At 61.6% G+C, this 23,303-nt stretch carries 23 protein-coding genes; 14 read left to right on the top strand and 9 right to left on the bottom strand.

The features are described 5' to 3' along the window. Together SM763_RS21200 and SM763_RS21195 are read left to right on the top strand one after the other, a co-directional pair. Complete coding sequence (locus tag SM763_RS21200; protein WP_368999649.1) at nt 1-942, top strand: acetamidase/formamidase family protein; 942 nt, start codon at nt 1-3, stop codon at nt 940-942. Then, the gene (locus tag SM763_RS21195; protein ID WP_368999648.1) at nt 939-2,669 is read left to right on the top strand and encodes an ABC transporter ATP-binding protein; all 1,731 of its coding nucleotides are present in this window, start codon (nt 939-941) and stop codon (nt 2,667-2,669) included. Before SM763_RS21200 ends, SM763_RS21195 begins: the two co-directional genes overlap by 4 nt. An 87-nt stretch (nt 2,670-2,756) precedes the next feature. On the opposite strand, the gene SM763_RS21190 is transcribed toward SM763_RS21195, so the two are convergent. The 7 genes from SM763_RS21190 to SM763_RS21160 all read right to left on the bottom strand — a co-directional run bounded on the left by SM763_RS21190 (nt 2,757) and on the right by SM763_RS21160 (nt 10,947). Next, nucleotides 2,757-3,902 carry an iron-containing alcohol dehydrogenase gene (locus tag SM763_RS21190; protein WP_368999647.1) on the bottom strand — a complete coding sequence of 382 codons (1,146 nt, stop codon included), beginning with the start codon at nt 3,900-3,902 and terminating at the stop codon, nt 2,757-2,759. A gap of 135 nt (nt 3,903-4,037) precedes the next feature. Further along, the gene (locus SM763_RS21185; RefSeq protein WP_368999646.1) at nt 4,038-5,420 is read right to left on the bottom strand and encodes an aldehyde dehydrogenase family protein; all 1,383 of its coding nucleotides are present in this window, start codon (nt 5,418-5,420) and stop codon (nt 4,038-4,040) included. Between the two features lie 80 nt (nt 5,421-5,500). Next, complete coding sequence (locus tag SM763_RS21180) at nt 5,501-6,853, bottom strand: glutamine synthetase family protein (protein WP_065271751.1); 1,353 nt, start codon at nt 6,851-6,853, stop codon at nt 5,501-5,503. A gap of 134 nt (nt 6,854-6,987) precedes the next feature. After that, nucleotides 6,988-8,022: a TRAP transporter substrate-binding protein gene (locus SM763_RS21175; RefSeq protein ID WP_065271750.1), complete on the bottom strand. Its 1,035-nt coding sequence runs from the start codon at nt 8,020-8,022 to the stop codon at nt 6,988-6,990. A 48-nt stretch (nt 8,023-8,070) separates the two neighbouring features. Next, nucleotides 8,071-9,573, bottom strand: a complete 1,503-nt coding sequence (locus tag SM763_RS21170) for a TRAP transporter large permease (protein WP_368999645.1) — start codon at nt 9,571-9,573, stop codon at nt 8,071-8,073. Then, nucleotides 9,573-10,169, bottom strand: a complete 597-nt coding sequence (locus tag SM763_RS21165; protein ID WP_368999644.1) for a TRAP transporter small permease subunit — start codon at nt 10,167-10,169, stop codon at nt 9,573-9,575. The genes SM763_RS21170 and SM763_RS21165 overlap by 1 nt, the downstream gene beginning before the upstream one ends. Beyond that, nucleotides 10,162-10,947, bottom strand: coding sequence for an N-formylglutamate amidohydrolase (locus SM763_RS21160; protein ID WP_274869213.1), 786 nt, complete (start codon nt 10,945-10,947; stop codon nt 10,162-10,164). The genes SM763_RS21165 and SM763_RS21160 overlap by 8 nt, the downstream gene beginning before the upstream one ends. A 150-nt stretch (nt 10,948-11,097) precedes the next feature. Between SM763_RS21160 and SM763_RS21155 the strand changes: the two genes are divergently transcribed. After that, entirely contained in the window at nt 11,098-11,970 is an 873-nt protein-coding gene (locus tag SM763_RS21155; RefSeq protein ID WP_274830968.1) for a MurR/RpiR family transcriptional regulator, read from the top strand. Between the two features lie 128 nt (nt 11,971-12,098). Next, nucleotides 12,099-12,455: a hypothetical protein gene (locus SM763_RS21150; RefSeq protein WP_368999643.1), complete on the top strand. Its 357-nt coding sequence runs from the start codon at nt 12,099-12,101 to the stop codon at nt 12,453-12,455. A gap of 24 nt (nt 12,456-12,479) precedes the next feature. Here SM763_RS21150 and SM763_RS21145 read toward each other — a convergent pair whose 3' ends face one another. Next, complete coding sequence (locus tag SM763_RS21145) at nt 12,480-13,454, bottom strand: LysR family transcriptional regulator (RefSeq protein WP_368948910.1); 975 nt, start codon at nt 13,452-13,454, stop codon at nt 12,480-12,482. Between the two features lie 98 nt (nt 13,455-13,552). Here SM763_RS21145 and SM763_RS21140 point away from each other — a divergent pair, with 98 nt between their 5' ends. The 10 genes from SM763_RS21140 (at nt 13,553) to SM763_RS21095 (ending at nt 22,904) form a co-directional block, all read left to right on the top strand. After that, entirely contained in the window at nt 13,553-14,419 is an 867-nt protein-coding gene (locus SM763_RS21140; RefSeq protein WP_065271743.1) for an ABC transporter permease, read from the top strand. 17 nt (nt 14,420-14,436) lie between these two features. Further along, nucleotides 14,437-15,222, top strand: a complete 786-nt coding sequence (locus SM763_RS21135) for an ABC transporter permease (protein ID WP_065273616.1) — start codon at nt 14,437-14,439, stop codon at nt 15,220-15,222. A gap of 68 nt (nt 15,223-15,290) precedes the next feature. Continuing rightward, complete coding sequence (locus SM763_RS21130) at nt 15,291-16,433, top strand: extracellular solute-binding protein (RefSeq protein WP_065273615.1); 1,143 nt, start codon at nt 15,291-15,293, stop codon at nt 16,431-16,433. Nucleotides 16,434-16,498: 65 nt separating this feature from the next. Next, nucleotides 16,499-17,578, top strand: a complete 1,080-nt coding sequence (locus SM763_RS21125) for an ABC transporter ATP-binding protein (RefSeq protein WP_065271742.1) — start codon at nt 16,499-16,501, stop codon at nt 17,576-17,578. A 39-nt stretch (nt 17,579-17,617) separates the two neighbouring features. Next, nucleotides 17,618-18,955: an aminotransferase family protein gene (locus SM763_RS21120; protein ID WP_368999642.1), complete on the top strand. Its 1,338-nt coding sequence runs from the start codon at nt 17,618-17,620 to the stop codon at nt 18,953-18,955. Between the two features lie 3 nt (nt 18,956-18,958). Continuing rightward, complete coding sequence (kce, locus tag SM763_RS21115) at nt 18,959-19,885, top strand: 3,5-dioxohexanoate:acetyl-CoA acetone transferase (RefSeq protein ID WP_065271740.1); 927 nt, start codon at nt 18,959-18,961, stop codon at nt 19,883-19,885. Next, a complete protein-coding gene (locus SM763_RS21110; RefSeq protein WP_065271739.1) occupies nt 19,885-20,376 on the top strand; it encodes a GNAT family N-acetyltransferase in 492 nt (163 codons plus the stop codon). The genes kce and SM763_RS21110 overlap by 1 nt, the downstream gene beginning before the upstream one ends. Continuing rightward, entirely contained in the window at nt 20,373-21,398 is a 1,026-nt protein-coding gene (locus tag SM763_RS21105) for a histone deacetylase family protein (RefSeq protein ID WP_065271738.1), read from the top strand. The genes SM763_RS21110 and SM763_RS21105 overlap by 4 nt, the downstream gene beginning before the upstream one ends. Next, entirely contained in the window at nt 21,395-22,498 is a 1,104-nt protein-coding gene (locus tag SM763_RS21100) for an NAD(P)/FAD-dependent oxidoreductase (protein ID WP_368999641.1), read from the top strand. The genes SM763_RS21105 and SM763_RS21100 overlap by 4 nt, the downstream gene beginning before the upstream one ends. A 55-nt stretch (nt 22,499-22,553) precedes the next feature. Next, entirely contained in the window at nt 22,554-22,904 is a 351-nt protein-coding gene (locus SM763_RS21095) for a RidA family protein (RefSeq protein ID WP_065271736.1), read from the top strand. 209 nt (nt 22,905-23,113) lie between these two features. Here the strand turns inward: SM763_RS21095 and SM763_RS21090 are convergent. After that, on the bottom strand, nt 23,114-23,303 hold a 190-nt coding region (locus SM763_RS21090; RefSeq protein WP_368999640.1), incomplete at its 5' end, for a hypothetical protein.

Below are 23,303 nucleotides of genomic sequence, written 5' to 3'. Positions count from 1 at the left end.
ATGTGTAAGCACTGTGATTACACGATCCACGGTGCACACCATCACGGGTGGGACAATTCGCTCCCGCCCGTGGAAACGGTGGCTCCCGGATCGCGCCTGCATTTCCAATGTCTCGACAGTTCGGGCGGGCAGTTCAACAAGGACAGCACCAGCGCCGATGTGCCCAATCTGGATTTTGGCAAGATCAACCCGGTCACCGGGCCGATCTATGTCGATGGGGCCAAACCCGGCGATGTGCTGAAGGTCAAGATCGAAGCCTTCCACCCCTCGGGGTTCGGCTGGACGGCGAATATTCCGGGCTTTGGCCTGCTCGCCGATCAGTTCACCGATCCCTACCTCAAGGTCTGGGATTACGATCCGGAAACCCTGGCGCCGTCGCTGTTCTCAGATCTGGCCAAGGTGCCGCTGAAACCCTTTGCCGGGACTATAGGTCTGGCCCCGGCCGAGGCAGGCCTGCATTCGGTGGTGCCGCCACGCCGCATGGGCGGGAATCTCGATATCCGTGATCTGGCGGCAGGCACCACGCTGTATCTGCCGGTGGAATGCGAAGGGGCGCTGTTCTCCATCGGGGATACACACGCCGCGCAGGGCGATGGCGAGGTTTGCGGCACCGCGATTGAATCGCCGATGGATGTGGAGGTCACGCTGGACGTGGTGAAGGGGGAAACCCTGAACTTCCCGCGCTTTTCCACGCCGGGGCCGGTGACGCGCCATCTGGATGCCAAAGGGTATGAAGTCACCACAGGCATCGGCAATGACATGATGCAGGCCGCGAAGGATGCCGTTAGCGCCATGGTCGACCTTCTGGGCCGCACCAAGGGGTTGTCGGCCGAAGATGCCTACCTATTGTGTTCCGTCTGCGGCGATCTGCGGATTTCCGAAATCGTCGACATGCCGAACTGGGTGGTCAGCCTCTACTTCCCGAACGTGGTGTTCGAATGAGCGAGACCGTGCTGACAGTGCGCGACCTGAGTGTTCAGGTCGCCACCCCTTCGGGGGCAAAGACGGTTCTGGATGGGCTGTCTTTTGATCTGAAGCGGGGCGAAACGCTCTGTCTGGCGGGCGAAAGCGGTTCCGGCAAATCCATGACCGCGCTGGCGATCATGGGGCTGTTGCCAGAGCCGATGTGCCGCATCGCGGGCGGCTCGGTGAAACTCGGCGATCTGGAGCTGACGACCCTTGGCCCGCGTGGCTACCGCGATATCCGCAGCGTGCGGGTGGCGATGATCTTTCAGGAGCCGATGACCTCGCTCAACCCGCTGATGACGGTGCAGGACCAGTTGGCCGAGGTGCTGCTGGAACATGGTGCCTGCAGTCGCGGCGAAGCCCCTGCGCGGGCTCTGAAATTGCTGCAGGATGTGCAACTGACGGAACCGGAACGGCGGCTGAAGCAATATCCCCACGAATTGTCCGGCGGCATGCGACAGCGGGTGATGATCGCCATGGCGCTGGCCTGCGATCCCGAGGTGCTGATCGCCGATGAGCCGACCACCGCGCTGGACGTGACGGTGCAGGCAGAGATCCTCGATCTGATCCGCGCCTTGCAAAAGGATCATGGAACCGCTGTGCTAATGATTACCCATGATATGGGGGTCGTGGCGGAAATGGCGGAGCGTGTGGTGATCCTGCGCCACGGACAAGAGGTGGAAAGCGCCCCGGTGCGCGATCTCTTTGCCGCACCGCAAAGCGACTATGCGCGGGAATTGCTGGCTGCGGTTCCGCGTCTTGGCACCGCGCCGCCTCGCCCGGAGGTGCAAAAGGGCGCCCCGGTGCTGGAGGTCAGCGATCTGTCGGTGCGGTTCGATGTGCGCGGCGGTATCCTCAACCGGGTGCAGGCGCGGGTCCACGCGGTGGAACAGGTGTCCTTTACCGTGCGTGCAGGAGAAACCCTGGCGCTGGTCGGGGAATCCGGCTGTGGCAAATCAACAATTGGCAAGGCCCTGTTGGGGCTGGTGCCATGGCAGGGCTCGATCTCGGTTCTGGGGCAGCAGACCCATGGCATGGGCCCAGGCGCGCTGAAGCCGGTGCGCCGGGACATTCAGATGGTGTTTCAGGACCCCGGTGCCTCGCTGGATGCGCGGATGACCGTTGGCGAGCAAGTGGCCGAGCCTCTGGTCATTCACGGTCTGTCCAGCGGGTCGGAGATGAGTGACCGCACTGCAGAGCTGTTTCGCCGCGTCGGCCTGTCGCCGGACATGATGCAGCGCTATCCGCATGAGTTTTCCGGCGGGCAACGGCAGCGGATCAACATCGCGCGGGCCTTGTCACTGTCGCCAAAGATCCTTGTCGCGGATGAAAGCGTCTCGGCGCTGGATGTCTCGGTTCAGGCGCAGATTCTGGAGTTGTTGCAAAGCCTGCAGGACGAAGACGGGCTGGCCTTCCTCTTCATCAGCCATGACATGGCGGTGATCGAACAGGTTGCGGACCGGGTCATGGTCATGCGTCTGGGGCAGGTGGTCGAGGAAGGCGCGCGTGATGCGGTGCTGCATTCGCCCCGCCATCCCTATACCCGCCGTTTGCTGTCCGCAGTGCCGGTCCCGGATCCCACGCGGCCTCTGCCAGAACGGCAGGCTGGTGATGCCAGTGGAACGCCCGTGCTACCAGTCGGCCAGTCGCCCGAAAAACTGATCCTGCGTGATCTGGGCGCCGGACACAGGGCCGCCGTCTGACGAGACTGGCACGGGTCCCGAAACGGAAAAGCGCCCCCCTGCAAGACAGGGAGGCGCCTTGGCCGAACGTGCGAATGGACGGCGTCCTTACAGGGCGGCTTTGAACAGCTCTGTAAGGTTTTCTTCGGTCAGTTCGATCGGGTTGCCGCCGCAAGACGGGTCGATGATCGCGCCCTTGACCAGTTCGGGGATCGAGGCTTCGGTGACACCCAGATCCGACAGCTTGCGCGGGATGCCAAGGCTGTCGTTCAGTTCCTGCACATAGGCGCGGAAGCCGTCAAAGCCGCCTTCAATACCCAGATAGGCCGCCGCCTGGTTGAACCGGTCGGCAATCACCGGGGCGTTGAAGTCCAGAACCGCAGGCATGCAGACCGCGTTGGTGGTGCCGTGGTGGGTGTTGAAATGCGCGCCGATCGGATGGCTCATGGCGTGGATGGCGCCAAGGCCCTTCTGGAACGCGGTGGCGCCCATGGCGGCGGCGGACATCATCTGCGCGCGCGCTTCGATATCGGTGCCGTCGGCATAGGCGCGGGGCAGGTAATCCTTCACCAGACGCATGCCTTCCAGCGCGATGCCCTGGGACATCGGGTGGTAATGCGGCGAAGAGAAGGCCTCGACGCAATGGGCAAAGGCATCAAGGCCGGTGCCTGCGGTGATGAACTTCGGCATACCGACGGTCAGTTCGGGATCGCAGATCACCACGGTGGGCAGCACCTTCGGGTGGAAGATGATCTTCTTCTGGTGGGTGACGCTGTCGGTGATCACCGAGGCGCGCCCCACTTCGGAACCGGTGCCGGCAGTTGTGGGCACCGCGATGATCGGCGCGATGGCGTCGGCGTCGGCGCGGGTCCACCAGTCGCCGATATCCTCGAAATCCCAGACTGGGCGGGTCTGGCCACACATGAAGGCGACCATTTTGCCAAGGTCGAGGCCGGAGCCGCCGCCAAAGGCGATCACGCCGTCATGGCCACCGGCCTTGTAGGCGGCAACGCCTGCTTCAAGGTTCTTTTCATTGGGGTTGGGATCAACCTCGGAGAACATGCCACGGCCAAGGCCCGCAGCCTCCATGATGTCCAGTGTGGACTGGGTCACGGGCAGATCCGCCAGTCCCTTGTCGGTGACCAGCAGCGGTTTCTTGATGCCAGCCTGCGCACAGGCCTCGGCGAGTTCCTTGATCCGGCCAGCGCCGAATTTGATTGCGGTCGGATAGGACCAGTTTCCAACGAGAGACATGTTGCTACCTTTCGAGATAAATGGCCCGGGGCGCTTGCGGCCCGGGCTGCGCCCGCCCGCCCCCACGGCGGGCGCATTCGCGCCCACCCGGGCGGTCGCCGCCCTTGGGTGTGGAGGGAGCCAAGCTTGTCATGATCAGCCCGTCACCTTTTTCAGGTGATAGGATTTCGGACGGGTCAGGTTGTGATAGCCGATCACCGACAGGCCGCCGCCACGCCCGGTGTTCTTGCAGCCGGTCCAGCACAGGCCCGGGTCCAGATAGTCGGCGCGGTTCATGAACACGGTGCCGGTCTCGATCTGATCGCCGATGCGCTGGGCGCGGTCCACATCCGAGGTCCAGAGCGATGCCGTGAGGCCGAATTCGCTGTCGTTCATAAGCTTGATGGCTTCCTCGTCCGAGGAGACCTTCATGATGCCCACGACAGGGCCAAAGCTTTCGTCGCGCATCACCCGCATGTCGTGGGTGACATTGGTCAGGATCTGCGGTGTCAGATAGGCGCCGCCGTCATCCTCGGCAAAGGTTTCGATCTGGGCCACGGCGCCCATCTCCAGTGCCTCGGCGATCTGCTCGCGCACTTCCTTGGCGAACCGTACATTGGCCATCGGGCCGATGGAGGTTTCGGGATCCATCGGGTTGCCCAGTTTGTAGCCTTTGACGATCTCGAGCGCCTTGGCGAGGAAGGCGTCATAGACGCTTTCATGCACGTAGATCCGCTCGATCCCGCAGCAGCACTGACCCGAGTTGAACATGGCGCCATCGATCAGCGTGTCGACTGCTGCGTCGATATCCGCGTCTTCCATGACATAGCCCGGATCCTTGCCGCCGAGTTCGGTGCCAACGCCGGTAAAGGTGCCAGCCGCGGCGTGCTCCATCGCCTGACCGCCGCCGACCGAGCCGGTGAAGTTCACGAAATCAAAGGCCTTTGCCGCGATCAGTTCAGAGGTTGTGTCGTGATCCAGGAACACGTTCTGGAACACATCCGCAGGCACGCCCGCCGCGTGGAAGGCTTCTGCCATGCGTTCACCCACCAGCAGGGTTTGCGTCGCGTGTTTCAGCACCACTGTATTGCCGGCGATCAGGGCCGGAGCCACGGTGTTGATCGCGGTCATATAGGGGTAGTTCCAGGGCGCCACGACAAAGACGACGCCTTGCGGAATGCGCTTGATATAGCGTTTGAAGGTCTCGTCTTCGCCCACTTCGATATCGGCCAGCGCTTCCTTGGCGATCTCCGCCATATGCGAGGCGCGCTCGTTGAAGCCGCCGAATTCGCCGCCAAAACGCACGGGGCGACCCATCATATGGGCGAGTTCGGGAACGATCTCGTCGTTCATCTCGCCGACCTTGGCGACACCGGCCATCACCAGGTCGATCCGCTCCTGCAGGGGGCGGGCGGCCCAGGCGGCCTGCGCGGCGCGGGCACGCTCGGCGGCGGCAAAGGCGTCCTCGCGCGAGAGGGTTTCACGCTCTGCAAAAACCGATCCGTCGATCGGCGAGATACATTTCAGTGTCTGGCTCATGCCATCCTCTTGTGTTTGCTGTCAGGGGGCTTTCCCCTGCCGTGTCAGTATTTCGGGGTCCGGAGCAAGGCGCCGTGGCGTCAGGCCCGTTCAAATCCGCGTGCGATTTCGTAGTCGGTCACCACGCGTTCAAAGTCTTCGATTTCCACCTCGGCGGCGCGCACGTAGTGGTCGACCACATCGTCGCCGAATGCCTTGCGCAGCAGGGTCGAGCCATTCAGCGCCTCGCGGGAGTCGCGCAGGGAGCCGGGCAGCATGCCGGTCTCGCCCTGATAGACGTCACCCTTGGCTGCGGGGGCCAGTTCCAGCTGTTCCTCGATGCCCGCGATGCCTGCAGCCAGCTGCGCGGCCATGGCCAGATAGGGGTTAATGTCCGAGCCGCCGACGCGGCATTCGACGCGCACTGCCTTGGTGCCATCGCCGCAAAGGCGGAAGCCTGCGGTGCGGTTGTCCACCGACCAGATGATCCGGGTCGGGGCAAAGGTGCCTTTCATGAAGCGTTTGTAGCTGTTGATGTAGGGGGCCAGGAAATACATGTAATCGGGGGCGTATTTCAGCATCCCGGCCATGTAGTGTTTCATCAGCTGGCTCATTCCCAGTTCATCGTTTTCGTCATAGAAGGCGGGTTTGCCATCCTTCCACAGGGACTGGTGCACGTGGGAAGATGAGCCGACCTTGTCCTGGTGCCATTTCGGCAGGAAGGTCGCGGCATGGCCCTGCTGCCAGGCGATTTCCTTGACCGCGTGTTTGGCGATGGTGTGGTGATCGGCGGTGTTGAGCGCGGCATCATATTTGATGTTCAGCTCTTCCTGACCGGCCTCGGCCTCACCCTTGGTGTTCTCGACCGGAATGCCCGCATCCCACAGGTGATTGCGCAGCGGGCGCATCACGTGCTCTTCCTTGGTGGTCTGCAGGATGTGGTAGTCTTCGTTATAGGCCGAGATCGGCGTCAGATCGCGGAAGCCGGATTTGGCGATCTCGCCAAAGCTTTTCTCGAACAGGAAGAACTCCAATTCGGTGGCCATCATCGCGTCATAGCCCATATCGGCCAGCCGCTGGATCTGCTTTTTCAGGATCGCGCGGGGGGAATGGGGGATTTCCTTGTGGGTGTGGTGGTCCAGCACATCGCAAAGCACCATCACCGTGCCTTCCAGCCAGGGCATCGGGCGCAGTGTGGAAAGGTCCGGCTTCATCACATAGTCGCCATAGCCGCCTTCCCAGCTGGTGGAGGCATAGCCGTCGGGCGTCGCCATCTCCAGATCGGTGGCCAAGAGGTAGTTGCAGCAATGGGTTTCTTCCCAGGCGCTGGCGACAAAATGTTTGGCGTGGAACCGTTTGCCCATCAGGCGTCCCTGCATGTCCACAAGGCACACCAGAACGGTGTCAACAGTGCCGTCGGCAACCTGAGATTTAAGCGTGTCGAAGGAGAGCATGAGGGGCCCTTTGTGTGTTGCGGCCCGCAGGGGCGGACGCGTTTCCGTCCGGCCCCTGCGGGCGAATTCCTGTTCAGGGTATCCGGCCCGCATATAGGGGGCGGGCCGGATGAAAGGTCAAAGACCGGGGCCTATCAGCCGTAGCGGTAGGGGCGGCCGGCCTTGGTCATGTCAGAATTGTACTTCTTGATGATCTCGACAACCTTCGCCTTGGTGGGGCTTTCGGCTGCGATCTCATCCCAGAATTTATAGGCCGCTTCTTCAACGGTGGCCCATTCGGCATCGGGGATCGAGGTCAGTTCCATCTTCGGACCGTTGACGCGCAGATCTGCTTCGCCGCCCCAGTACCACCACTGGCGGTAGTAGTGCGACTGATCACAGCAGACGCGGAACAGGGTCTGCAGGTCTTCCGGCAGCTCGTTCCAGCGGCCCTGGTTGGCAAAGAAGGAGCCAGCCCATGCGCCCGAGATGTTGTTGGTCAGGAAGTAGTTGGTCACATCGGCCCAGCCAACAGTGTAGTCTTCGGTGATGCCCGACCATGCGATACCGTCGAGTTCGCCGGTCTGCATGGCGACTTCGATGTCTTCCCAGGGCAGGGTGACCGGCACCACGCCGAACTGGCTGAGGAAGCGACCAGCGGTCGGGAAGGTAAAGACGCGCTTGCCTTTGAGATCTTCAAGGCTGCGGATCGGGTCTTTGGTGGCAAAGTGGCAGGGATCCCAGGCACCGGCCGAGATGTGTTTCACGCCGACCTTGGAATACTCTTCGTCCCAGATTTCGTTCAGGCCGTATTTGTTGAACAGAACCGGCACGTCGAGCGAGTAGCGCGACGCGAAGGGGAAGTAGCCGCCAAAGACGGTGACTTCGGTGGGCGATGCCATGGAGTCATCATCCGACTGCACCGCGTCGATGGTGCCGCGCTGCATGGCGCGGAACAATTCGCCGGTGGGCACCAGCTGATCGGCGAAATACAGCTCGATCTGCATGCGGTCGCCCGCGATCTGGTTGAACATGTCGATGGCGGGTTTCACCACGTGTTCGGCCAGGGCGGCACCGGCATAGGTCTGCATGCGCCATTTGATGGTGGATTGTGCCAGTGCCGGTGTGGCGAGCGGCGCCGCCATTGCGCCTGCACCGGCGGTGGTCAAAAACTTACGTCTTGTCGTCATCTCGTTTTCTCCTTGTTGAAATAGGGCCCCCGAACAGGGCTCTTTTGGTTATTTTCCGTAGACCAGTTCCGGCAGCCACAGGGCGATCTGCGGGAACAGCATCACAAGTGTCAGCGCCACGATCATCACGGCGACAAAGGGGATGATAGAGACATAGATGTCCTTCAGCCCGATTTCCGGCGGCGCCATGGCGCGCATCAGGAACAGGTTGTAGCCAAAAGGCGGCGTCATATAGGCGATCTGCGTGGTGATGGTGTAAAGCACCCCGTACCAGATCAGATCAAAGCCGAGCGCCCCGACCAGCGGCACATAAAGCGGCGCCACGATCACCAGCATCGCTGTGTCATCAAGGAAAGTACCCATGATGACAAAGCTGAGCTGCATCAGGATCAGGATCATCCAGGGGGAAAGGCCAAGCTGCGTGGTGAAGAGATCCTCGATCGCCTTCACGGCGCCCAGACCGTCAAAGATGGCGCCGAACCCCAGCGCGGCGAGGATGATCCACATGAACATGCAGGAAATGCCCAGCGTCGAACGCACGGAGGTTTCAAACACCTCCTTGTTCATGCGCCCCTTCAGCACCGCGGCGATAAAGGCGGTCATGGCACCGATGGCCGAGCTTTCCACCAGCGAGGTCCAGCCGTTGACGAAGGGGATCATCATCGCGGCAAAGATCGCCAGCGGCAGCACGCCCGAGAACAAGAGGCGGTATTTCTCTTTCAGGAACAGGTCGGTGTAGAACAGCGGGATCTTTCGGGTGACAAAGGACAGCGCCGCGGCCGCCAACGCTAGACCGATGGCCGATTTCGGCGCTACGAAGTCCAGCTTCACCACCAGTGGGATCAGCACCAGTGCGGCCAGAACGATATGGTTCAAGCGCAGCGGATGGTCACTGACGCGGTCGTATTCGGCCAGATCCTCGGGTGTCATCGCCGGGCCAAGGTCCGGCTGCATCCGGGCGCGGAAATAGATGTAGGCGATGAACATGGTGGCCATCAGTAGGCCCGGCACCACGCCGGCCAGCCACAGCTGACCCACCGGCTGTCGTGCGATCATCGCATAAAGCACCAGTACGACCGAAGGCGGCACCAGAATGCCCAGGCTGGACCCAGCCTGAATGGTGCCCGTCACCAGAATCTTGTCATAGCCGCGCCGCAAGAGTTCCGGCAGCGCAATGGTGGCGCCGATGGCCATGCCGGCGACTGACAGGCCGTTCATGGCAGAGACCAGAACCATCAACCCGATGGTGCCGATGGCCAGGCCGCCTTTTACCGGTCCCATCCAGACGTGGAACATGCGGTATAGGTCGTCGGCGATCTTCGATTCCGACAGCACGTAGCCCATGAAGATGAACATTGGCAGCGTCAGCAGCGGATACCACTTCATCAGTTTCATCGCGGCGGAAAATGGGATCTCGACCCCGCCGGTACCCCAGAGGAGCAGACCTGCAACCGCGCCGACGAAGCCGATGGCGCCAAAGACGCGCTGGCCGGTCATCAGCATCAGCATCATGCCGGCAAACATCACGAGGGCGATCATTTCATAAGGCATCAGAGGTCCACTCCGCGCAGGCGTCCGATATCCCGGAACAATTCGGCAAGGCATTGCAGCAGCATCAGAAGGACGCCGAAGCAGAGGGTGAATTTGACGGGCCACAGAAAGGGCCGCCAGGCGGTGGAACTGCGTTCGAGATAGCCGAGTTTTTCACCCGCCGCGGTCGGCCCCTCGCTCACCAGCGTCCAGATGAGGTCACCAAAGAAGGAAAAAGGCTCCATCCCGAAATAACCAAGGCTATAGGCGGTGGAACTGACCGCGCCGTAAAGCAGAATCCCGAGGTAGACCATCAGGAACAGAACGGTGAAGGCATCGACCCAGGCTTTGGTTCGGGTGCTCCAGCCGCCATAGAACAGGTCCATCCGCACGTTCGATCCCATCTGGATCGAATAGGGCCCGCCAAGGATGTAATAGGCGACCATCACGAATTGTGCGGTCTCCAGTGTCCAGAGCGACGGGTTGAAGAAGGTCTTGGAGACCGAGGACCACAGCAGGACCCCGATCAGGGCAAAGATCAGATACATCGCGAACCGGCCAATGAACCGGTTCAGCGCATCGATCATGCGGACATATCGCAGAATGAAACTAGGCATCGGCCTGCCTCCCGGCCTTGAGCGCGGCAAGCGCGGGGCGCAGCAGCACCAGCAGGTCTTCGGCTATGGCGGCCTCATCCTGCGGGGTGCGTAGCAGATCGTTACGCACTTCGATCATCACATTGGCGAGCCCGTTTTCCAGACCGTGCAGGCGCAGGGAATGGGTGACGCCATCCTCTGGGCCGTAGGGATCGTTGCGGGCGATCCTACGCTGCGGCAGGCGAGGGGCCTCGGCCAGCATGGCATCGGCCAGACGGGTGTCGCTGTCGTGCAGAATGCCGATTTCAACGGCGCGGTGTTCGCCGAAATAGACCGGTGTGAAACTGTGCATGGTGACCAGAACCGTCGGCAGGTCTTTGGCCTTGCGCGCTGCCAGCACGTCGCTGACCGCCTGACAGAACGGGGTATAGACCGTGTCAACACGCTCGGCGCGTTGTTCGGGCGTCAGGTCACAGTTGCCCGGCACCGCGATCACTTCGGATTTTTCCGGCATGGCCGAGGCGGCTTCGGGCGGACGGTTGCAGTCGTAGACAAGCCGCGACACCCGGCTGGCCACCAGCGGCGCATCAAGAGCGTCGGACAGCGCGAGCGACACCGCCCGGGCGCCCGGGTCCCAGGCAGCATGGCTGGTGCGGTCGGCTTCAGCGAGGCCAAGCCCTTTGTAGCGCGCAGGAATGTGGTGGCTGGCGTGCTCGCACAGGATCACCACCTCCCCCGCGCCGTCGGCGTTGAAGACTTCGGTAGCCTCGCTCAGAGCGTTGGAATCGCCCGGTGACATTCAGTACTCCCTGATTTTGGAAAAATGTTTTCACGTGGGGCATTTTCTGTCAATATCGTTTCAGGCAGTTTTTTCTGCGGTCGTTTTCCGCACGATGTAGGATGCGGCGAATGCCCGTTTTTTGATCGACCGAAATAGAGGTGTGCCCCCTTGTCCAAACCCGCCGCCAGTGTGCGAGAGCTGATCCGCGAACACTATTCGACGCTGACCCAGTCCGAGCGCAAGTTCGCCAATGCTCTGCTCGAAAACTATCCTGCGGCGGGGCTGGCCTCGATCACCATCGTCGCGTCGAATGCCGAGGTTTCGACCCCGACGGTGGCGCGGATGGTCCAAAAACTCGGCTTCAAGGGCTACCCGCAGTTCCATCAGGCGCTGCTGAAAGAGCTGGAGGCGCAGGTGTCCGGCCCGACGCAACGACGCGCGAACTGGGCGTCCGAGGCGCCCGAGGGACATCTGCTGAACAGATTTGCACAAGCTGTGACGGACAACCTTGGTCAGACCTTTTCAAACCTCGACTACGAACAATTCGACCGCGCGGTGCACCAGCTGGCTGATACCGAAGGGCGGCTCTATGTGGTGGGCGGGCGGATCACGCGGGCGCTGGCCGATTACGCCTTCACCCACTTTCAGGCGATCCGTCAGCACGTGACGCATATGACCTCGTCTTCGGCTACCTGGCCCCATTACGTGCTGGACATGGTCGAGGGCGACACCTTGCTGATGTTCGACGTGCGGCGTTATGAAACCAACCTGCAGCGTCTTGCGGAACTGGCGGCCGAACGTGGGGTGAAAATCATCCTGATCACGGACCAATGGGCCAGCCCGATCACCTCGGTTGCCCATTATACCTTCAATTGCTGGGTTGAAATCCCGTCGGCATGGGATTCGAACATCTCCACCATGATGCTGCTCGAGGCGATGATCGCTGCCACCCAGGAAGAAGGCTGGGATGAAACCCGCGAGCGCTATGAACGGCTGGATGAACTGTTCGATATGACGCGGCTGTTCCGCAAGTTTTCCTGACGGCGACAATTGCGGTCAGCCATCCGGTGGATGGGATGGACATGCGCCTGAGGATACCGCAGTGTATTGATATTCAGCGCCTTTCGGGTGCGCCTAGATCAAAAAGTCTTTTAGCGAGGTCCGAACGTATGAACAGGTTTGTCAGAGTTATCGCCATCGCCAGCATTGCGGTTCTGGCTGCCGTCCCCTCCATCGGCAAGCCGCTGAGCCGTATTCTTGCGGAATCGGGCCTGTCGCCTTTGGATATGGAGATGATGATCCAGGCTGAGGCTGTCCTCTACAGCGTCAGCCAGCCAAAGACCGGCACGGTCGAGGCGTGGAGCAATCCCGAAACCGAGGCTCATGGTACGGTGACGATCATCAACAGAAATGCCAACTGCATCATGTTGCAGCACGAAGCGCACATGAAGGGTAGGGAGAAGGCTTTGCAGCCAAAGCGCAAGTTCTGCAAGGACGACAAGGGCGCGTGGCGCTTGCCCCTTTAAGCGGGTTTCAAGGTCAGTACTGATTCAGCGATAGGTTCGCTGCTCGATCGGGGTGGCTGCAATCGCTTCCAGCAAGCCGTCGATCAGCAATTCCTCGGCCCGGTTTTTTGCGGCGTGGCGGTTCCAGACCACATGCACGTCGATGGCGGGAAGATCATCATATGGCGGGACCTGCCAGAGCTGCCCATCCCGGACATCCCGCGCCGCCACGTGGACGGGCAGGGGGCCGATACCGACACCGGCCACGATCATGCGGTGAACTTCCTCAAGGTGACTGGACAGGCCGGTAACCTTGTCGCCCAGTTCGGCCTGCGCCCGCATTACTGTCACCGGTTTCAGCACATCGTGCAGCCGGTCGGTTTCAAAGCTGACCGAACTGTGCCCGGCCAGATCTGACAGTTTCAGATCCTTGCGCCCGAACAGCGGATGGCGCGGGCCGCAGAACAGACCAAAGAATTCCCGGTACAGACGCCGGTACTCCAGCTTTGGGTTGTGATCCCGCACCAGGCACAGTGCAAAGGAGGCCCGTTTTGCAGCCACCTCGGCGATGGCGGCGGCGCTGGTGCGCACGTCGATCGACAGGGTGGCTTTGGGGTGTGCGAGGTGGAAATCGGCCAGTACCTCGTCAAACAGCGGGCAGACAACGTGGCTGGCCATCACGATCTTGACGTGGCCCTGCACCTCATCCGTCAGCTCCCGCATCAGTGTGGACAACCGCAGGATGGAGCCGTTGATGTCCAATGCCTCGCGATAGAGCAGCCGCCCGGCATCGGTCAGCTGGTAATGCCCCGGCGAGCGGTCGATCAGCTTGCGCCCGATGCGGTCCTCCAGCTTCTTCAGCGCGGCAGAAACCGAAGGCTGTTTCAGCCGCAGTTGTTGTGCCGCCTCGGTGATCGAGTGGCTTTCTGCCAGTACCACGAAGGTGCGCAGCAGGTTCCAGTCCAACTCGCGGGCAATACGCTCGGGGGCAAAGCGCCCGTCGTTTTCCATAGATTCCATCTATATTCACAATTTTGATTATCTATTTGATCTATGGTGATCAGGTTTTGCATGCTTCCGTCAAGCCCGGATTAAGTGGGCGTTAACAGGGAAAGACCATGTCCGTCGAAAAACGAGAGGCGCGTCAGCCTTGGATTCTGCTGTTCCCCGCCCTGTCTGCGGTGACGCTGTTACTGTTCGTCCCGCTGCTGTTTATTCTGGTCTACAGTTTCTGGCTGCGCACCGCCACTGGTGCGGATGTGGCGGGTTTCTACCTTGATAACTGGCAAGAGGCGCTGAGCGATCCTTTCTACCGGGATATTCTGATCAGTACCCTGCGCATCGCGGCGATCACCACCGTGGCCTGCGCCCTGATGGGTTACCCTTCTGCCTATTTTATTGCCCGTTCGCAGGGCAATAAGGCGGTGCTCTTGCTGCTTTTGATGCTGCCCTTTTGGATCAGCTACATCATCCGCACGATGAGCTGGATCAACATTCTGGGTGTATCCGGCGCCTTCAACTCGGCGCTGCTGGCGCTGGGCATCATCGATGAGCCGATTCAGATGCTCTATAACGAGGTGACGGTCATTCTGGGTCTGGTGCACTTCCTGCTGCCCTTCATGATTCTCAATATCTTCGTCAGCCTCGACGGCATCGATACCAATCTTGAAAACGCCGCCAATTCTCTGGGCGCGACCCGCTGGCAGGCGTTCCTGCAAGTCACCCTGCCGCTATCGCTGCCGGGTTTGGCCGCCGGTGGTCTGCTTTGCTTCGTGCTGGGCGCGGGCACATATATCACCCCGCTGGTTCTGGGCGGGCCGCGCGATGCCATGTTCGCCAACCTCGTGTTCGAAGCCATCATTACCCAGCTGAACTGGCCTCTTGGCTCGGCCCTGTCGCTGATGCTGCTGGCAGTGCTTGGGGCGCTGGTGATGATCTATAACCGCTACCTGGGCATGGCCCAGCTGATGAAGGGGCTGGGCTGATGGAAGGTCGTTTCAACATGGGCTGGAGCCTGATCCGGGGCTGGGCTGTCCTCGTCTATATCTTCATGTTCCTGCCAGTGGCCGTGGTTGTGCTGCTCAGCTTTAACGCCAGCCAGTTTGGCAATTTCCCGATGACCGGATTTTCCTTCCGTTGGTTCGTGGAACTGGCAGGGAACGATGCGATCCTGCGCGCCTTTCGTACCTCGATCATCCTCGGACTGCTGACAGCGCTGATTTCGACAACGCTGGGCGTTCTGGCCAGTCTTGCGCTGGTGCGCTACCGGGTGCCGGGGGCCAATGCGATCTCGACCCTTCTTATCGCGCCGATCCTGGTGCCCGAGGTGGTGCTTGCGGTGGCGCTGCTGCTGTTCCTGAACTTCCTTGGCATCAACAAGAGCTTTGGCCTCCTGCTGGCAGGTCACGTGATCTTCACGCTGCCCTTCGTCATCCTTGTGGTGCAGGCGCGGCTTGTGTCGATCAAACGCGACGTCGAAGAGGCCGCGATGAGCCTTGGCGCCTCGCCGGTGCAGACCTTCTTTCAGGTCACGCTGCCCCTGATGCTGCCCGCCGTTCTGGCCGGGGGGCTCTTCGCCTTTACCATCAGTTTCGACGACATCACCGGCACACTGTTCTGGAAGCCCGGCGGCGTGGAAACCGTGCCGACGCAGATCTTCGCCATGCTGAGAAACTCGATCAGCCCGGAGATCAACGCGCTGGGCACCGTAATGATCGTGATGACCGTTGGCCTGCCGCTCCTCGGTGCAGCCATCGCCCGGGCCATGGCCCGCAAAAGCGGCACGTAAGAACCGCGCCCTCCCCAAATAAGACCAACAAAATACAGACCAACATGGAGACTGAAATGACCAAGAAAATGGACAATACCACCCGGTATGAGCGCGCCCGCGAGCGCTATATGAACGGTGATCTGGATCGCCGCAGCTTTCTGGGGCTGATCGGCGCGGCGGGTCTGGCCTATGGCGTGTCCACGCCCTTTGCCAAATACGCGCATGCGGCGACCACCGAGCAGGTGCGGTTCGACGGCTGGGGCGGCGTTGTTAGCGAAGCCTTCCGCAAGCACGCCTTTGATCCCTATACCGGCAAGACCGGTATCAAGGTTGTTGACGGCACATTCGGCGGTGGCGACGAATACCTGTCGCGCGTCAAGGCCAGCCAGCCGGGCGAATATAACATCGCGCATCTGTCGGGCGTCTTCGACTATGCACGCTATCACGCGCTGGGCCTCAGCTCGGAACTCAATGAGGCCAACATCCCCAACCTCGAATACGTGATCCCGAAACTGGTCGATGTGTTCCGCGGCGTGTCGGGCGGCAAACTGTCCTGCGTGCCCTATGACTACGGCACCACTGGTCTGGCCTATAACCGCAAGCATATCTCGGACGACGAGATGAAGGAAAAAGGCGCCAAGATCCTGATCGAGGAAGCCTACAAGGGCAAGATCGCAGGCTGGAGCGACTGGCGCACCCGCATGTGGTACGCGGCGCTGCAGACCGGCCAGAACCCGAACGAGATTTCGGATGAAGAGGCAGCATGGGATGCGGTCCGCACCCACCGCGACCTCAGCCTGAAATACTGGGGGTCGGGCGCCGAACTGATGAGCCTTCTGGCCGAAGAAGAGATCTACGTCACCGAAGCCTGGTCCGGACGCATCTTTGCGCTGCAGGAGCAGGGCCATGACATCGGTTACATGGATCCGCCCAACGGGTTCGGTTGGCAGGAATGCCTCTTCGTGATGAAAGGCTCGCCGATGGAAGCCTGCGAAGAACTGCTGAACTTCATGCTGGCGCCGGAAACCTCGATCGCGGTGGCCGAAGGCCAGAACTACCCGACCGCGCTGGATCCGACCAAGGTCGATCTTGGTGACAAGATCCCGACCCTGCCGGCCTTTGACCCCACCGGTACGCTGGATGGTCTGACCTTTGCCGATCCGGACTTCTGGAACGGTCACGAAGCCGACTGGTCGAAAACCTTCGGTCGCGTCCAGAAGGGCTACTGATCCCTCCCGCCCTCTCCCCGAACGGGGAGGGGGCACCTTTGAACCTTCCATCCGGAGAGCACCCCGTGAGTTCCGTCACCCTGAACAACATCGTCAAACGTTTTGGCACCTTCACGGCCGTGCATCAGGCCAATCTTGAAATCCCCGAAGGCGCTTTTGTGACGCTGCTGGGGCCGTCGGGCTGCGGCAAGACCACGAACCTGCGGATGATCGCGGGCTTGCTGGATCCGAGCGAGGGCGAAATCCTGATCGGTGGCAAGCGCGTCAACGACGTGCCGATCCACAAGCGCAACCTGGGGATCGTGTTCCAGAACTACGCCCTGTTCCCGCACAAGACCGTGGCCGAGAATATCGCCTTTGGCCTGAAATACCGCGATGTGCCCAAATCCGATGTGGCCCGCCGGGTGCAGGAGGCACTGGATCTGGTGCAGCTGCCGGACGTGGGCAGCCGCTATCCCAAGGAACTGTCGGGCGGGCAGCAGCAGCGGATCGCGCTGGCCCGTGCCATCGTCATCGAACCCGAAGTGCTGCTGCTGGATGAACCCCTGTCGGCGTTGGATGCCAACCTGCGCGAAGACATGCGGGTCGAGCTGAAGCGCATTCAGGCCCAGATCGGTGTCACCACCGTCTTTGTGACCCATGACCAGTCCGAAGCGCTGGCCATGTCGGACAAGATCGTGGTGATGAGCGCCGGACGCATCGAGCAGGTCGGCACCCCCGAAGAAGTCTATAATACTCCCGCCAGCGAATTCGTCGCCAATTTCCTTGGCGCCTCCAACATTCTGGCTGGCACCTGTGTGTCCCGCGACGCCAAGGCCGCGCTGCTGGACGTGCCGCTGTTCGGCAAGGTTCCCGTGCCCGCGGACAAGGCTGCCGCCGCCAGCGAAGGCGCCGCAGCAAAGCTGGTCCTGCGCGCAGAGAAGCTGGTGCTGATGGCGCCGGGCAGCGATACCTCTGGCCTCGTCACCGCCGAGGCCGTGGTCGAGACCGTCGATTATCAGGGGCAGACCGTCCGGTATTTCCTGCGCGTTGGGGACACCCAGCTACAGGCGATCAACATGATCGACGGCCGCCCCTTTGCCGAAGGGCAATCTGTCATTGCCGCATTCCGCCCACAGGATTGCGCGGCGCTGGCTGGCGCCTGACGGTTTTACGCAAGACACGTTCGCGAGCAGGATCACAGCATGAGCAATCTTTTCTATCAGGGCCGAGGCCGCAAACCGGTGCTGGAACAGGCCCGTGGGGTCTATATGTGGGACAAGGATGGCAGGCGCTATCTGGATGGCTCATCCGGGGCGATGGTCTGCAACATCGGGCATTCCAATGAAAACGTGCTGGCCGCGATGCAGCGGCAGATGGAGAAATCCACCTTCGGCTATCGGTTGCATTTCGAAACCGAAGCCTCTGAACAACTGGCTGCACGTCTGGCCGGGCGCATGCCCAAGGGTCTGAATAAGGTGTTCTTCGTGTCTGGCGGCTCGGAAGCGGTGGAAAGCGGGATGAAGATGGCCCGCCAATACGCTCTGGCCACCGGGCAGGACAGCCGCTGGAAGGTGATCTCGCGCAGCCCGTCCTATCATGGTTGCACCCTGGGGGCGCTGGCCGTCACCGGCTATACCACCCTGTCGCAGCCTTTTGCGCCGATGATGCGCGAAATGCCAAAGGTGCCCGCGCCGCGCGCCTATCTGGATGGTCTCGACCCGAACGACAGGGAAACCGGTCTGCATTACGCCGACATGCTGGAGGCGAAGATCCTCGCCGAAGGAGCGGACAGCGTTCTTGCCTTTATTCTGGAACCGGTCGGGGGCGCCTCCACTGGGGCGCTGGTGCCGCCGCTCGGATATATGGAGCGGATCCGCGAGATCTGTGATCGCTACGGTGTGCTGCTGATCATGGATGAAGTCATGACCGGCGCCGGGCGCACGGGGACCTTCCTTGGCTGTGAGCACTGGAATGCACAACCTGATATCGTGGTGATGTCCAAGGGCATCGGCTCGGGCTATGTGCCGCTGGGCGCGATGATCGCCGATGAACGTCTGGTCGACCCGGTGCTGGATGCGGGCGGCTTTGCCCATGGGTTTACCTATGCCGGCAATCCGCTGGCCTGCGCTGCTGGTCTGGCGGTGGTGGATGAGATCGAGGCACAGGACCTGTGCCGGAACGCCACCGAGATGGGCGACAAGCTGATCGCACGCCTGCACGGGCTGATGCAGAAGCACGAAATCATCGGCGATGTGCGCGGCAAAGGGCTGCTCACCGCCATTGAATTTATGTCGGACCGCGACAGCAAGGCGCCGCTGCCCAAGGGGCTGAACGCCTATCAGCGGTTTGTCGATATTGCCTATGACAAGGGGCTGATCGTTTATTCCCGCCGCACCCGCGATGGGGTGGAGGGCGATCATATCCTCGTCTGTCCGCCGCTGATCGTGAATGACACCCATCTGGATGAGATCATCGAAGGCCTTGATGCCTCGCTGGTCCAGTTCACCGATGAAATACACCCCGCACTGAAAGTCGGCTGAGACATGTCCAAGATTCTGATCACCTGCGCCATCACCGGTTCGATTCATACGCCGTCGATGTCGCCCTATCTGCCGGTGACGGCGGATGAGATCACCGAGCACGCGCTGGGCGCGGCCGAGGCAGGCGCAGCTGTTCTGCACCTGCACGCGCGCGATCCCGAAACCGGTCAGCCCTCGGCCAGCAGCGAACATTTCAAGGCGTTTCTGCCCCGCATCAAGCAGGCCAGCGACGCGGTGCTGAATATCTCGACCGGGGGCAGCGCCGTGATGACGCTGGAGGACCGGCTGGCGGCGCCGAAAATGGCCGAGCCGGAAATGTGCAGCCTCAACATGGGCACGATGAACTTCGCGCTCTATCCGGCGGCCGAGCGGATCACCGAATGGAAACACGACTGGGAAAAGCCCTTCCTGGAAAACTCCGACGATCTGGTGTTCAAGAACACGCCGCGCGACATGGCGCGGATCCTGACCGAGATCGGCCAAGAGCGCGGCGCTCGGTTCGAGTTCGAATGCTATGACGTCAGCCATCTTTATATGCTGAAACATTTCGTGGACCGGGGCCTCGTGAAGGCGCCGCTGTTCATTCAGTTCGTATTCGGTGTTCTGGGCGGTATCGGGCCGGATCCGGAGAACCTCACCCATATGAAACTGATCGCCGACAAGCTGTTTGGCGACAGCTACATGTTCTCGGTTCTGGCGGCGGGGCGGCACCAGATGCCGTTGATCACTATGGGGGCAGCCATGGGCGGCCACGTGCGGGTCGGGCTGGAAGACAGCCTGATGATTTCCCGGGGTCAGCTGGCCAAGACCAATGCCGAGCAGGTGACCAAGATCCGCCGCATCGTCGAGGACCTGGGCCGCGAGGTCGCCAGCCCCGACGAAGCACGCCAGATGCTGGCCCTGAAGGGCGCGGACCGGACCGCAATCTGATGGAGATCCGGTTTCGCCCGGCAGGGGCACAGGATGTGCCTGCGTTGCATTGGGCGCTGACGCAGTTGTCGCAGGATCTGGGCGATCGCCACGTTGCGGGGGAGGCTGATCTGATGCGCGCAGGGTTCGGTACTGATCCCGCCTTTGGCGCGCTACTGGCCGAGGCAGGCCCGCCTGTGGCGGCGCGCACGGTCGGGGCCAGCCTGTTCTCGCCGGTGTTTTCCACCGTGCGCGGAGCGGCCGGGGTCTATGTGGCCGACCTTTGGGTTGCGGCGGATGTGCGCGGGCAAAGGCTGGGTCAGCGCCTGCTGGCAGCGGTGCTGCAAGAGGCGCAGAGCAGATGGGATGCACGGTTTCTGAAGCTCAACGTCTATGACGACAGCCCGGATGCGCGCAGGTTTTACGACAGGCTCGGGTTCAAACCCGCCGTGTCGCAGACGGAAATGATACTGGATGAGGCCGGATGCGCGGCCCTGAGAGGAGAGACATGAAAGCGGTTTTTGACGAACGCCAGTGGAACCACGATCCAAAGCATTTCATGGCGAACGGCGCCATTCTGCCCAATCCGGAACAACCGAAGCGGATCGAGGTTCTGCATGCAGGCGCAGTGGCAGCCGGGTGCAGCTTTCAGGCGCCTCAGGATGCCGGTCTTGGCCCGATTGCAGCGCTGCATTCGGCGGAGTACCTGACCTTTCTGGAGAACATCTATACCCGCTGGCAGCGTATTCCCGGAGCCGGTGAAGAGGTCATTCCCAACATCCACCCTGCAGCCCGGACCGACGGGTATCCCAAATCCGCCGTGGGACAGGCAGGGTTCCACCAAGCCGATACCGCCTGCCCGATTGCCGAGGGCACCTGGGAGGCGGCCTATTGGTCGGCACAATCTGCTGTCACCGGCGCCGATCTGATCCTTGGCGGCGAACGCTCGGCATATGTGCTGTCGCGCCCGCCGGGGCACCATGCCTTTGGCGATCTGGCGGGGGGCTTTTGCTTTCTCAACAATTCCGGCATCGCGGCAGAGCGGCTGCGCGCCGCTGGCCTGCGCCCGGCCATCTTGGATGTGGACGTGCACCACGGCAACGGCACCCAGGGTATCTTCTACCGTCGTGACGATGTGCTGACTGTCTCGATCCATGCGGATCCGGCGCGGTTCTACCCGTTCTTCTGGGGGCATGCACAGGAACGCGGTGAAGGTCAGGGGCTGGGTTATAACCTAAACCTGCCCCTGTCGCGCGGCACCGGGGACGAGGATTACCTGAAAACCCTGGCCACCGCCCTGCAACGGGTCAAAAGCTTTGGCACCGATGTGCTGGTCGTGGCGCTGGGGCTGGATGCCTCGATTGACGATCCCTTCGAGGGGCTGGCGGTGACCAAAGAGGGCTTTGCCCGCATCGGCGCGGCGATTGCGGCCACCGGCCTGCCGGTTCTCTTTGTGCAGGAGGGAGGCTACCTCTCCGACTCGCTTGGCGAAAACCTGACACGAACCCTCACCGGGTTTCAGGAGGAAGCGTGAGCGCGAACTTTGATGTCATCGTGATCGGCGGCGGGATCGCCGGGATTTCGGCAGCTGCTGAAATGGCCCGCGATATGTCGGTGCTGGTTCTGGAGGCAGAGCCGCAGACCGGCTATCACGCCACCGGCCGGTCGGCGGCTATCTTCATCCGCAATTATGGCAATGACACGCTGCGCGCCCTCAACGCGGCCTCGGCGCCAGTGCTGGAAATTCCGGAAGGTATTTCGGATCGCTCACTTCTGTCACCGCGCGGCGAGATGTTGGTGGCCGACGAAAGCGAACTGCCCGCGCTTGAGGCTTATGCGGCAGGCGCTGTCGGGCTGGAGCGGTTGTCACCAGAGCAAGCGGTTGAACTAGTTCCCATCCTGCGTCCGGAACGGATTGCGGGTGCGCTGATTGAATGGGATGCGCAGGATATCGACGTCGACCGGATGCTGGCGGGCTATGCCAGCCTGTTGAAACGGCGGGGCGGTCAGATCGTGACCGGGGCGCGGGTCAGCGCATTGACCCGCGATGGGCAGGACTGGCAGGTGCAGGCGGGTGATGACACATATACTGCGCCCATTGTGATCAATGCTGCCGGGGCCTGGGCGTCGCAGGTTGCGGCACTGGCTGGAGCCCTGCCAGTCGATGTGGCACCGCTGCGCCGCTCTGCCGCGATCCTGCCTGCCCCCGAAGGCTATGATCCCACAGGCTGGCCGCTTTTCGCCTCGGCCGCGGAAAACTGGTACGCCAAGCCAGAGGCGGGCAAGCTGATGGTCTCACCCGCTGATGAAGATCCGGTCGAGCCGCATGACGCCTGGGCCGATGACATGGTGCTCGCCGAAGGGCTTTACCGGTTCGAGCAGGCGGTGACCGTCCCGGTGACGCGGGTCGAAACCTCCTGGGCGGGCCTGCGCAGCTTCGCGCCCGACCGGACCCCGGTTGTCGGTTTCGATACCCGGGCGGATGGTTTCTTCTGGCTGGCCGGGCAGGGCGGCTACGGGGTGCAGACAGCTCCGGCGCTGGCCGCTCTCACGGTTGCATTGTGCAGCGGCGCGACACCCGCTATCGAACCCGAAGTCGTCGCGGCGCTCAGACCGGCACGCTTTGACGGATGACCGGATCCCGGATCACAGATTAACTTCAGACCCTAGGAACAGATTAGGACGGACAATGACCGAAATTACCCGCAAACACACCGGCCCCCGCATGAGCCAGATCGTCACCCATGGCGACACCATCTATCTGGCCGGTCAGGTCGGTACCGCTGGCGCCAGCGTCGCGCAGCAGACCAAGGATTGTCTTGAGCAGATCGACACGCTGCTGGCCGAAGCCGGAAGCGACAAGACCCGGATCCTGCAGACGGTGATCTGGCTGGCCGACATGAAGGACTTTGCCGAAATGAACGAAGTCTGGGACGCTTGGGTGCCCGAAGGCCACACGCCTGCACGCGCCTGCGGCGAAGCCAAGCTGGCCACCCCCGACTTCCTGGTCGAGTTCATCGTGACCGCGGCCAAGGCCTGATCCTTCGGCCTTTGGTCAACGACAGAATACATCACACGGAAAGCCCGGCCAAATTGGCCGGGCTTTTTGTATCCGATGGCGCTGGTGCCTCGGGACGGCCGATGATTCCACCCGATTCCTTGGATTCGGAGCCCAAAACCATGCTTAGGCGGGGCGAGTCTGTGGGTAACCCTGTGGGCGAAATTGGATTCGTCTAAAGGCGCCGTGATTTACTCGAGATTCCCAAGGGGCGACACCGCGTGCAGCACAGTTAGCGTCGCAGAGACATGACTTAAGCGATTGTATTTGTGTGTTATTCCATCTTTCTCCCTGAAAAATGTGTTTTTGTTGATTTTGGGGTTGCGGGTATTTGGAGTTGGGACTAGAACCCCCTTCACCGGCGGCGCTGAGGCGCTACGG

The sequence above is a fragment of the Pseudophaeobacter sp. C1-32P7 genome, assembly GCF_041008775.1.
Taxonomy (GTDB): Bacteria; Pseudomonadota; Alphaproteobacteria; order Rhodobacterales; family Rhodobacteraceae; genus Phycobacter; species Phycobacter gallaeciensis_A.
This window is presented reverse-complemented; position numbering and strand designations above follow the sequence as displayed.

Bases quoted from the DNA above. Each gene is read 5' to 3' on its own strand.
- SM763_RS21110 (WP_065271739.1), top strand. From the start codon at position 19,885: ATGGAGATCCGGTTTCGCCCGGCAGGGGCACAGGATGTGCCTGCGTTG.
- SM763_RS21180 (WP_065271751.1), bottom strand. From the start codon at position 6,853: ATGCTCTCCTTCGACACGCTTAAATCTCAGGTTGCCGACGGCACTGTT.
- SM763_RS21095 (WP_065271736.1), top strand. From the start codon at position 22,554: ATGACCGAAATTACCCGCAAACACACCGGCCCCCGCATGAGCCAGATC.
- SM763_RS21120 (WP_368999642.1), top strand. From the start codon at position 17,618: ATGAGCAATCTTTTCTATCAGGGCCGAGGCCGCAAACCGGTGCTGGAA.
- SM763_RS21170 (WP_368999645.1), bottom strand. From the start codon at position 9,573: ATGCCTTATGAAATGATCGCCCTCGTGATGTTTGCCGGCATGATGCTG.
- SM763_RS21175 (WP_065271750.1), bottom strand. From the start codon at position 8,022: ATGACGACAAGACGTAAGTTTTTGACCACCGCCGGTGCAGGCGCAATG.
- SM763_RS21135 (WP_065273616.1), top strand. From the start codon at position 14,437: ATGGGCTGGAGCCTGATCCGGGGCTGGGCTGTCCTCGTCTATATCTTC.
- SM763_RS21190 (WP_368999647.1), bottom strand. From the start codon at position 3,902: ATGTCTCTCGTTGGAAACTGGTCCTATCCGACCGCAATCAAATTCGGC.
- kce (WP_065271740.1), top strand. From the start codon at position 18,959: ATGTCCAAGATTCTGATCACCTGCGCCATCACCGGTTCGATTCATACG.
- SM763_RS21185 (WP_368999646.1), bottom strand. From the start codon at position 5,420: ATGAGCCAGACACTGAAATGTATCTCGCCGATCGACGGATCGGTTTTT.
- SM763_RS21130 (WP_065273615.1), top strand. From the start codon at position 15,291: ATGGACAATACCACCCGGTATGAGCGCGCCCGCGAGCGCTATATGAAC.
- SM763_RS21195 (WP_368999648.1), top strand. From the start codon at position 939: ATGAGCGAGACCGTGCTGACAGTGCGCGACCTGAGTGTTCAGGTCGCC.
- SM763_RS21105 (WP_065271738.1), top strand. From the start codon at position 20,373: ATGAAAGCGGTTTTTGACGAACGCCAGTGGAACCACGATCCAAAGCAT.
- SM763_RS21150 (WP_368999643.1), top strand. From the start codon at position 12,099: ATGAACAGGTTTGTCAGAGTTATCGCCATCGCCAGCATTGCGGTTCTG.
- SM763_RS21165 (WP_368999644.1), bottom strand. From the start codon at position 10,169: ATGCCTAGTTTCATTCTGCGATATGTCCGCATGATCGATGCGCTGAAC.
- SM763_RS21140 (WP_065271743.1), top strand. From the start codon at position 13,553: ATGTCCGTCGAAAAACGAGAGGCGCGTCAGCCTTGGATTCTGCTGTTC.
- SM763_RS21160 (WP_274869213.1), bottom strand. From the start codon at position 10,947: ATGTCACCGGGCGATTCCAACGCTCTGAGCGAGGCTACCGAAGTCTTC.
- SM763_RS21145 (WP_368948910.1), bottom strand. From the start codon at position 13,454: ATGGAATCTATGGAAAACGACGGGCGCTTTGCCCCCGAGCGTATTGCC.
- SM763_RS21200 (WP_368999649.1), top strand. From the start codon at position 1: ATGTGTAAGCACTGTGATTACACGATCCACGGTGCACACCATCACGGG.